The sequence below is a fragment of the Dawidia soli genome (assembly GCF_018598185.1).
GTDB classification, from domain to species: Bacteria; Bacteroidota; Bacteroidia; order Cytophagales; family Cyclobacteriaceae; genus Ohtaekwangia; species Ohtaekwangia soli.
The window spans coordinates 19,689-29,449 of record NZ_JAHESC010000067.1; the positions used below are offsets into that span (position 1 = coordinate 19,689).

General features: G+C 51.3%; 9 protein-coding genes. 4 read left to right on the forward strand and 5 right to left on the reverse strand.

The features are described 5' to 3' along the window. Positions 1-209: 209 nt before the first annotated feature. On the reverse strand, positions 210-1,331 hold the full coding sequence (locus KK078_RS28100; RefSeq protein ID WP_254093817.1) for a M23 family metallopeptidase: 1,122 nt from the start codon (positions 1,329-1,331) through the stop codon (positions 210-212). Positions 1,332-1,569: 238 nt separating this feature from the next. On the opposite strand from KK078_RS28100, the gene KK078_RS28105 reads away from it, so the two are divergent. From KK078_RS28105 to KK078_RS28115, 3 genes are all read left to right on the forward strand, one after another. Then, positions 1,570-2,916, forward strand: a complete 1,347-nt coding sequence (locus KK078_RS28105) for a hypothetical protein (protein WP_254093819.1) — start codon at positions 1,570-1,572, stop codon at positions 2,914-2,916. Between the two features lie 125 nt (positions 2,917-3,041). Next, positions 3,042-4,289, forward strand: coding sequence for a putative DNA modification/repair radical SAM protein (locus KK078_RS28110; protein WP_254093821.1), 1,248 nt, complete (start codon positions 3,042-3,044; stop codon positions 4,287-4,289). After that, positions 4,286-5,077, forward strand: a complete 792-nt coding sequence (locus tag KK078_RS28115; protein ID WP_254093829.1) for a TIGR03915 family putative DNA repair protein — start codon at positions 4,286-4,288, stop codon at positions 5,075-5,077. The genes KK078_RS28110 and KK078_RS28115 overlap by 4 nt, the downstream gene beginning before the upstream one ends. Here the strand turns inward: KK078_RS28115 and KK078_RS28120 are convergent, their stop codons facing one another. Together KK078_RS28120 and KK078_RS28125 are read right to left on the reverse strand one after the other, a co-directional pair. Next, the gene (locus KK078_RS28120; RefSeq protein ID WP_254093831.1) at positions 5,078-6,925 is read right to left on the reverse strand and encodes a DUF349 domain-containing protein; all 1,848 of its coding nucleotides are present in this window, start codon (positions 6,923-6,925) and stop codon (positions 5,078-5,080) included. A 52-nt stretch (positions 6,926-6,977) separates the two neighbouring features. Then, entirely contained in the window at positions 6,978-7,553 is a 576-nt protein-coding gene (locus KK078_RS28125; protein ID WP_254093833.1) for a YqgE/AlgH family protein, read from the reverse strand. A 197-nt stretch (positions 7,554-7,750) separates the two neighbouring features. Between KK078_RS28125 and pdxH the strand changes: the two genes are divergently transcribed. Then, positions 7,751-8,392, forward strand: coding sequence for a pyridoxamine 5'-phosphate oxidase (gene pdxH, locus KK078_RS28130; protein WP_254093834.1), 642 nt, complete (start codon positions 7,751-7,753; stop codon positions 8,390-8,392). A gap of 19 nt (positions 8,393-8,411) precedes the next feature. Here pdxH and bshB1 read toward each other — a convergent pair whose 3' ends face one another. Beyond that, positions 8,412-9,131, reverse strand: coding sequence for a bacillithiol biosynthesis deacetylase BshB1 (bshB1, locus tag KK078_RS28135; RefSeq protein ID WP_254093836.1), 720 nt, complete (start codon positions 9,129-9,131; stop codon positions 8,412-8,414). 74 nt (positions 9,132-9,205) lie between these two features. Further along, positions 9,206-9,761: sigma-70 family RNA polymerase sigma factor (locus tag KK078_RS28140; protein ID WP_254093838.1), on the reverse strand; the 556-nt coding region annotated here is incomplete at its 5' end.

Genomic DNA, 9,761 nt, shown 5'->3' on the forward strand with positions numbered 1-9,761 from the left:
TATGAAGGGTTTCAGAAAAAGAACGACAAGAATGAATGGGAACTTCAGCGAGACACTTTAATTCTAAAGTAACATATCAACTGGTATGCGCTCTGGTATTGATATTTTTTGATAGCAGAAGTCAATTCACGGAACACGGACATCGCTTCTTAAGTTGGGATCTGCTGCGCACCGCTATGCAAGGGTTAAGTTGAATCAGATAATTTAAGTCATCGAAAGCTGATCACGGCGTTCGGCCCGGGGCGTTCCTGTGTGATCGAAGCACTACCCTTTTTTGCGCGCACCCACCGTCGTTCTCCAAGACCTTTACCCCCGGGGTAGCTTCCCAACAGTGTAAAGTTTTCAAAAACAAAAGGCAGCCCTTCTGTGCCCACCGATGCGCTCCGGTCGGCCACATGCAGGTGCAGATGCGGGCCGGTAGTCTGGCCCGTGAATCCGAGCGCAGCAATACGGTCACCTTTTTTGACCTTTTGCCCGATCTGGACTGCAATACTCCGAGGCTTGAGGTGTTCGTAGAAGACATATCGGTCGTTGTCGATCGCTAAGACAATATAGTTGCCGGCTGCTTTTTCCGCCGGATAGACGGGGTGATCCGCAATGGTAGCACTTTCCTCAAAATCATCACCCATGTCGGCCACCACGCCATCGCTTACGGCCAGCACGTCGGCACCGTAACCGTACCAATTCGCTACTATATTTTTATCGCCCGCGGCCATTTTCGCATGGGCGCCGAGCAGGATGAAGTCAATGGCAAAACGCCCGGGTATGTAGGACGTCCCTCCGAACGGATAGACTACCCGTCGATGGCCACGCTCCCAGGAAGGTTCATAGACGGCCACCCACCGCCCGTCGCGCAAAGGTGCTCCCAGCACGACCGGGGCCTGGTACAACGGCTCAAAAGCGCCGCCCCGAACCGTGGTCATTTTCGTTCCGGACACATCGGTCATCTCCAGGATGTGCGCATATACTGGCTCAGCAGGGACTTTGCCGGACAGTGTAAGCTCGATATAGATCAATCCCGACGTTTGAGGAACTAGCGTCAGACCCTCGGCGGCCGGTGCAGGCGGCAATGTGGCATAACGGCTGCGAAGTTCTTCGGCATCGAACACACGTATGATCGAAGAATTCGCCGTGTCGAGTATCGTCAGGCGTTTTAGTACCTGCGGAGTTGACGTGACATTGGTCAGTACAAGCTCACAATAAAGTACCGTCTCACCCTCGATCACGACCGGGCTTGGTATCCGAAGTACATGCAGGGTAACCGGTGTCTGGCCAGGGCATGACAAAGCGCCCAGGACAAACAAAAAAGCGAGCAAACGGTTAATAGTCATAGTGCGAAGGACAGTTTCAAAATCCGATAGGAAAGGCGCAATGTAAACTTTAAAATACATCTATAGATGTTTATAGTACATTTAAATTCGGTACAACAATGGATCACGAAGCCCACTAACTCCGCCCGGAGGCCTTTAATAATTATTCCTTATAGCAACAGTCCGTTAAAAATCTTAACTTCCATTATACCACACTTGCTTTCTCAAGCCAGTCATTGCATCTAAACCCCCTCATGGTATGTATATTCTCACCTTATTGTCTCGCCACAACCTCCGGACGTTATTCATTTCTTCCATGCTCTTGTTTTGCAGTGTAGCCCATGCACAGGACACGTTAACCTACAAGACCGATGAGCTGTTCGATCTGTCACTGGAAGAGCTTCTGCAAATAAGTGTAACCGAGCTGGACAGAAAGCTCAAGCTCTATGGATATATCAACACCAACGCGGAGCAGCAGTTTGATTTTCCGAGCATCGGTGCCGACGGGATCACCGTCAAAGAAAACGACCCTTTTGAATGGGTGCCGGTGAAAGCTTTTCACGTTTACGGATCCGCCTATCTGTCTGAAAATATCGACGTGCTTTTTAATCTGGCCTATGTCGACGAGACCATCGAGGTGCGCAACGCATGGGGTAATTTTAAGATCGCCCGCGAGCTGCAGATCAGGGTCGGTAAGATGTATCGCCGGTTCGGGTTGTACAATGAGAAGCTCGATCAGATCCCCACCTTCACCGGCATCGAGCCACCGGAGATCTTCGATGCGGATCACCTCTTCCTTACACGCACCACCAACTTCATGCTTCATGGCAATCGTATTTTTGGATCGACCAACGTTCAATACTCCCTTACCACAGAAAATGGCGAGGGTGGCGCCGCGCAGGGCGTGGTACCCTTGGGTTGGGACCTGCGCATGAAATCCGACAGGAACTCCCTGGTATTCGGTACTTCCGGTTTTACCAGCAGCATGAACGGCAAGAACACGACATCGACCGTAGCGTTTAACGACGGCCCTCCCAAGGGCGGCGTGCTGCCGTGGATGGACGGCGATCACTTTGTCCTCGCGGGCCTCTTCGGCGAAAAACAGATCGGCAAGGTGAATCTGCAAGTAGAATACTGGATCGCCAGGCATGATGCACGCCGTAATCCTGACAATGTGCTGACATTGGTTCGAGAGGCCGGCATCAATCCGCAACAGCGTCAGCGGTTCCTGGGCGCCAACAGCAACAAGACCGACGACCAGCTTACCACCGCCGATGTGGTCGTGCCCGTGTCGTACGATGTCAAAACCTATTACATACGCCTGGCTTATAACATCGATACCAGGCATGGCCAATTTGTGCCCTATCTGTTTCTCGACTGGATGTCGCATCCCGAGGCGATCAACAACAAAGACTATGGCGGAGACAAAGAATCCGGACTGGCCGATGATGGCATCTTTACCAAAACTTCGGCAGGTGTGGTATACCGGCCTCTCCCCACTGTGGCCATCAAGCTGGACGGAAGCATTCACAGCCAGAAGTTCAATGGCCAAACTGTACAATACCCCGAGATCAGGCTCGACCTGTCGTGGGCATTTAAAAATTAATTTTCAGAAGATCCATACGAGTTCTTTTATCCATCAAACCCGATTCTTATCAGGCCCCAGGTCAATATCTATTTTAATTAGTTTATTAAAACTATTTTAAATAGTTTTCAGGAAATTTTGTAAGGATGTGGGAAAGAATTCAAGAGAAGCTCAAAATTTTGGCTGATGCGGCGAAGTACGACGTCTCCTGCTCGTCCAGTGGCAGCAAGCGGGTCAACACCGACAAAGGCATTGGCAATACGACCGAGTCGGGCATTTGTCACAGCTACACGGAAGATGGGCGATGCGTGTCGCTATTGAAGATCCTGCTTACCAACTATTGCCTCTATGACTGTGCCTACTGCGTATCGCGCCGGAGCAATGACATTCAACGCGCGGGGTTTACGGTAAACGAGGTGGTCGCGCTTACACTTAACTTCTACCGGCGGAATTACATCGAAGGGCTCTTCCTCAGCTCAGGCATTTTCAAAAATCCCGACTACACCATGGAGCGTCTGGTGCGCGTGGCCAAAACACTCCGTACGTTGCACCGATTTAACGGATACATTCATCTCAAAACCATTCCGGGGTGCAGCGAAGAGCTTATTCTGGAAGCTGCGACATATGCCGATCGTTTAAGCGTAAACATCGAGCTCCCGTCTGAGCAAAGCCTGCGTCACCTGGCGCCGGAGAAGAGTAAAGACTCGATCATCAAACCCATGTCGTTTCTTCACCACCGCATTACGGCCCTGGCGGATGAACGAAAGGTGATCCGCCACACGCCTACCTTTGCCCCGGCCGGACAAAGCACGCAAATGGTAGTCGGTGCCACGCCGGAGAACGATCTTCAAGTCATGACCATTGCCGATTCGCTTTATAAGAAATTTGGCCTGCGACGCGTGTATTATTCGGGTTATGTACCGGTATTGGCCGACCACCGGTTACCGGCGCCCGGTACACCTGTTCCTATGATCCGGGAGAATCGGTTATATCAGACGGACTGGCTGCTCCGGTTCTACAAGTTTTCGTTGCATGAAGTCCTCAATGCACAAAATCCGCAGCTCGACCTCGACATCGATCCGAAATTGAGCTGGGCGTTTCGAAACCTTGACCAATTTCCAGTCGATATCAACAAAGCAGACTATGAAATGATCCTGCGTGTGCCCGGTATCGGCATCAGCTCCGCCCTGAAGATCATAGAAGCCCGGCGTTTCAAGACACTGAATTTAGCAGATCTGCGCACGTTAGGCGTTGCTTTCAACCGGGCGAAACACTTTGTCTATACGTCTGACAACCGCCCACGCGAAGTTGTTGCCGCCGTATTACGCCAGCAGATCCTCCAACAAAGTAAATATCACACCACACTCACACCGCAAATGCAACTGTTTACATGAAAGACCTGCTGGTATACGACGGAAGCTTTCCAGGCTTATTAACCGCGATCTTTGACGTGTATGAGCGCAAGCTGGCTGACGTATCGATCGTTCGGGAACATCTATACCACCCCGATCTGTATGCCACGGTGCGCACCATAACCCGCGATACGCACAAGGCCACGCGCGTTTGGCAAGGGCTCCAGAAAAAGCTTGCCACGGAAATCATCGATCATTTTTATAAGAGCTTTTTATCCGAGGCTCACAACGTGGAGGATACACTCCTGGCATTTACGCGCTATGTGTTGGGCGCGCCACCGGGCGCCGAGCGAAACTTCGCCCATCCCGCTGTATTAGAAGTGATGCAGCTTAGCAAGAAAGTACATCGCGAAAAGCATCGCATGGAAGCCTTCGTCCGGTTTCAACAAGCGGCGGATGGTCTGTACACTGCGACAATAGAGCCCGATTTTAATGTGCTACCCCTTATCACCGGACATTTTAAAGACCGGTATGCCGACCAGTCGTGGCTGATCTATGACGACAAACGCAGCTACGGAATTTTATATAATGAGAAGGATGGACAAGTAATGGAAGTTACCGCTGGCGTTACCCATTCCGCAACACCAGGTGAAGATCCTGACATGGCGTCCATCGTCGTACACGACCATGAGGCCGCGTACCAAACGCTTTGGAAGACCTACTTCCAAACCACGTCGATTGACGTGCGGAAAAATAAGAAATTACACCTACGGCATGTACCCACGCGCTATTGGCGCTACCTGACCGAAAAAGCAATGGCCGGTCCGTGACTATACAGTCTTCAACAGTTTCAGCTGATCCTTCAGTTGCTTGAGATGATCTGTCGCCTCCCTGATCTTCTCGTTGAACTCCGTACGAACGCTATCCGCGTTCTGCGAACGCGAGAAGAACTCGAGGTTATTTTTCCAGAGTGAAATGTCGTTTTCAATCTTGCCGATCTTCTTGCGAATGGCCTGCTCCTTCTGGAAGATCTTACGATCTGCCATCGGGTCGTTTTTGAGATCGCTTAACTCATTCTCAAGCAAGAGCTTGTTTTTGTCTTCCTCGCTAAATCCTTGAATGGCTTCCACAAACTTGTCGACCGCTTCGTGGTAGCGATTTCGAATGGTGGTGATGTCCTTCTTGGGAACAAAACCGATCGCGTTGAACTGGTCTTGCAGCTCTTTCAAGGCCTCTGCCGATGCAGTGCCATTGGCCGTATGTGCCTCTAATTGCTGACAGACCTGTTCCTTGGCGCGCAGGTTTTCAACCTGCTCATTCTCCACCTTGCCGTGTTGCGTACGACGTTGTTCAAAGAAATAGTCGCAGGCTTCTTTAAACTCGGCAAATACCTTTTCGCGGAATTTCTCCGGCACCGGGCCGACTTCCTTCCACTTTTGCTGCAGACTCTTAAGCTCGTTGGAAGTACGCTCCCAGTCGTTGCTTTCCTTCAACGCCAGGGCTTTTTGCACCAGGTCGTTTTTCATCTGCAGATTGCGATCGCGCTCTTCGTCCAGTTTCTTGAAGAAGGTATTTTTGTTATTAAAGAAGGCTTTAAATGCCGACCAGAACTTGCGGTTTACTTCCTTCGCTTTCGCCCGGGGCAGACCGCCTACGGTCTCCCAGCGTTTTTGGATGTCGAGGATCTCCTTGGTCTTCTGATTCCATTCCTTGATCCGGTCAGACTGGTAGTTGGCGAACTCTTGCACCTCGTCGCTCAGCTTAGCCTTATGGTCGAGATTGACGTTAAGCTCTTGTTGCAGATTTTGCAGGTAGGCATCCCGTTTGGCATATACGGCATCTGACGCAGCTTTGAAGCGCTGCCAGATAGCCTCTTTATCATCTTTAGGCACCGGGCCTATATGCTTGAACTCATGGTGCAATTCGTTAAGTTCACGAATAGCATCTTTAATGATGGCCACTTCGGCAAGCTTCTCTGCCCGCAGGCAAAGCTCGGCCTTGGCTTCGAGATTCCTCCGGCGATCGAGCTCCTTCAGCTCGAAATAGATGCTTTGGTTATCATAGAACCGGTCAACCAGGGCATGATAGTTGGCCCACAGCGTCTTTGCCTGCGGACCGGGCACCGGGCCTATGGTCTTCCACTCCTTCTGCAGTTCCTTGAATTGCTCGAACTGGTTATCGGAATTCTCCTGGTCGGCCAGCACACGGATCCTCTCCAACAGGTCTTCCTTGCGTTTGAGGTTATCACCTTTGCGTTCTTCCTGCTGGCGAACATATTGGGCTCTCCGGTCTCTGATCAGTTTGAAGTTTGCATCAAAGATCATATCCGACTCGTCGCCCTTATAGTCGAAGTCTTCGTTCACACCGCCCGCACCGATAAACCGCAACAACGCTTCCGCCCTTTCTTTTTCGCGCATGTCGTCGTACAACGGCTTGATCTCGCGAAGTACAGCGTCTACATGTTTGAAGTTCTCGTCTTTTGCCAGATCCTTGATGAGGGCGGCCAGTTGCTGTTTGGTATGGTGGCTATAATCGACATGTACTTCTTCGAGGGATTCGTCGGTCGCTTCCTCGTGGTGGTCGCCCAGGTCGATTTCAGAATGTAGCGTATTACCATGGCTGTCAGTCAGTCCGGCATCCGATGTGTGTACTTGCTCGTCGTGTTTGTCTGTTTCCATGGTACTTCTGTGCGTTACAGTATTGCGTTTAACGTAAAGTTACTAAAAATGGCTAATTCAATCGTGGGTCTACAGGATACTTGGCATATATGGAGAACCGCCCCCCCATATTGTCCAGTGCCTTTTTCCAGATCATGGCCGGGTCGGTATCGAAAAGCAGCTCGTCGTCCACATAGTCGCAGACGATCCACGAGTCTTCCTTCAGCTCATCCTCCAATTGTCCGGGGCCCCATCCGCTATATCCCAGGAAGAAGCGTACGTCGCCGGAGGCAATCTCATCCCGGTTAAGCTGACGTACGACACTTTCGAAATCGCCGCCCCAATAGATTTCATTCCGGATATTGACAGCATTCTCGATCGCCGAGTTCCGGTGAATGAAATGTAGCGTGTCTTGTTGCACCGGCCCTCCTACATATACCACCTCGTTCCACTGCTGCAGGTCTTCCATCACTTCGCTTAACTTCAGGACGGACGGTTTATTTACTACAAAACCGAAAGATCCTTCTTCGTTGTGCTCGCATAGTAAGACTACCGTCCGCTCGAAATTAGGATCCGCCAGGAAAGGTTCTGATATCAACAGCCTTCCCTTCTCAGGTTTAAAATGATTTTTATATTTAAAAAAATCCATCGCCTTTAGTCTCCATATCAGGGAAATTGCCCCTCAATCCATATATGAATAAAATACTTCGCCCCCACCTGTGCAAATTTTATTTCAGGTACCTGTTGACCGGATTTTATATGGATGATTTTTATCACTAAAACGATTGCTCCTGGACGCATCTTTTGTGATTGGTAGTTTCTTTCATAAACTTTGGCGAAAAAAGCATGAAGTCGATCGCCGATTTACGCCAGGATTACTCGAAATCCTCTCTGGAGGTAGCCAATGTCCTCCCCGACCCTGTAGCGCAATTTGAGAAGTGGTTCCAGGAGGCGCTGCAGGCGGGCGTCCCCGAACCGAATGCGATGAACCTGGCCACCGTCAACGAACAGGGCCAGCCCTCCGGACGGATCGTATTGCTGAAAGGTGTCGAAGCCAAACAGTTCCTGTTCTTTACCAACTATCAGAGTCATAAGGGGCTTCTTCTTGAGAAGAATCCGGCGTGCGCGTTAACGTTCTTCTGGCCTGAGCTCGAGCGCCAGGTGCGGATCGAAGGTATTGCTCAACGGTTGGATGCCCAGGCATCGGAAGCCTACTTCCAAAGCCGGCCCCGCAGCTCGCAGATCGGTGCGTGGGCCTCACCGCAAAGTTCGGTCATTGAGAGCCGCACGATCCTGGAGCAACGGGTTCAACAACTGGAGAAACGGTTTGATGGCCAGGAGGTGCTTCCCAAACCGCACCAATGGGGTGGATATGCCGTGACCCCGTCCATGGTCGAGTTCTGGCAGGGCCGGCCCAGTCGCCTGCATGACCGTATCGTATACACACAGATCGACGGGCAATGGAAGATCCATCGCCTCGCTCCGTAATACTACTCCTCAGGGCTATTTAAATTAGCTTGAACAGGTCGTTTACGCCGGCGTACCGGCGTACCGTAAACCCTTCGCCGTGGCGTGTGCCGATGGCATGCCCAAACTCCAGCGCACGCGACTCGATCATCTGCAAGAATGCCGGATTGGAAATATACGTCTCCGGTTCGTGGTTGCTGGGATCATAGAACTGTGACTTAAACGCTTTAATGGCCTGCAGCTTGGTATCCCAATATCCCGTTATATCGATGATAAAGTCGGGTACTATGAATTGGCTCTGAATATAGTGATACACCACCTTCGGCCGCCAGGCTGCCTGCTCGCGGCCCTCGGTGTCTTTTGTACGGATCTTGCTTAGCCCCGATAAGAACGAAGCATCGGCGCCCAACGACGCGCCTTTGCCGTGATCGACATGCCGGTCCAGGATAGCGTTGGCGAGGACAATCTCGGGTTGGTAGCGGCGGATGGCCTGGATGACCCGCAGCTGGTGGTCGGGGTCGTTCTGGAAGAAGCCGTCTTGCAGCGCAAGGTTTGTGCGCACGGAAACGCCCAGGATATTCGTGGCAGCGGCAGCTTCTTCTGCCCGGGTTTCGGGTGTGCCACGGGTACCCAGCTCTCCCCTGGTAAAATCAACGATACCGACCTTATGCCCCAGGGCGACATGCTTGGCGATGGTGCCGCCGCATCCTAATTCAGCATCGTCTGGATGGGCCGCAAGAACAAGTATATCTAGTTTCATGGATGTTTTAACAAGACAAAAATAAAAGGTCTCGGTTATCCGAGACCTTTAAATGATAATCAAATGGCGTATTATTAACCTAGGTAAGGCTTTAAAGCTTTGCTTCTTGATGTATGCCTTAACCTTCTGATAGCCTTTTCTTTGATCTGACGAACGCGTTCGCGGGTCAGGTTGAATTTCTCACCGATCTCCTCCAGTGTCATGGAGTGCTCACCATTCAGACCGAAATACAGTGTGATCACGTCTGCCTCACGCTGCGTAAGCGTCGAAAGCGCGCGTTGCACTTCACGGCGCAGCGAGTCGTTCATCAGGCCGGAGTCAGGCGTTTCTTCACTGTCGTTCTCCAGTACATCCAGCAAGCTGTTCTCCTCGCCCTGTACGAACGGGGCATCCATAGACACATGCCGGCCGGAGATCTTCATGGTATCGACCACTTCCGCTGTTGTAACATCTAACACTTCAGCAAGCTCTTCCGGGGAAGGTTCGCGTTCGTATTTCTGTTCCAGTTCGGAAAAGGTCTTTGAGATCTTATTCAGTGAGCCAACACGGTTTAGCGGCAGGCGAACGATACGAGACTGCTCTGCCAGCGCCTGCAGGATAGACTGACGGATCCACCACACGGCATACGAG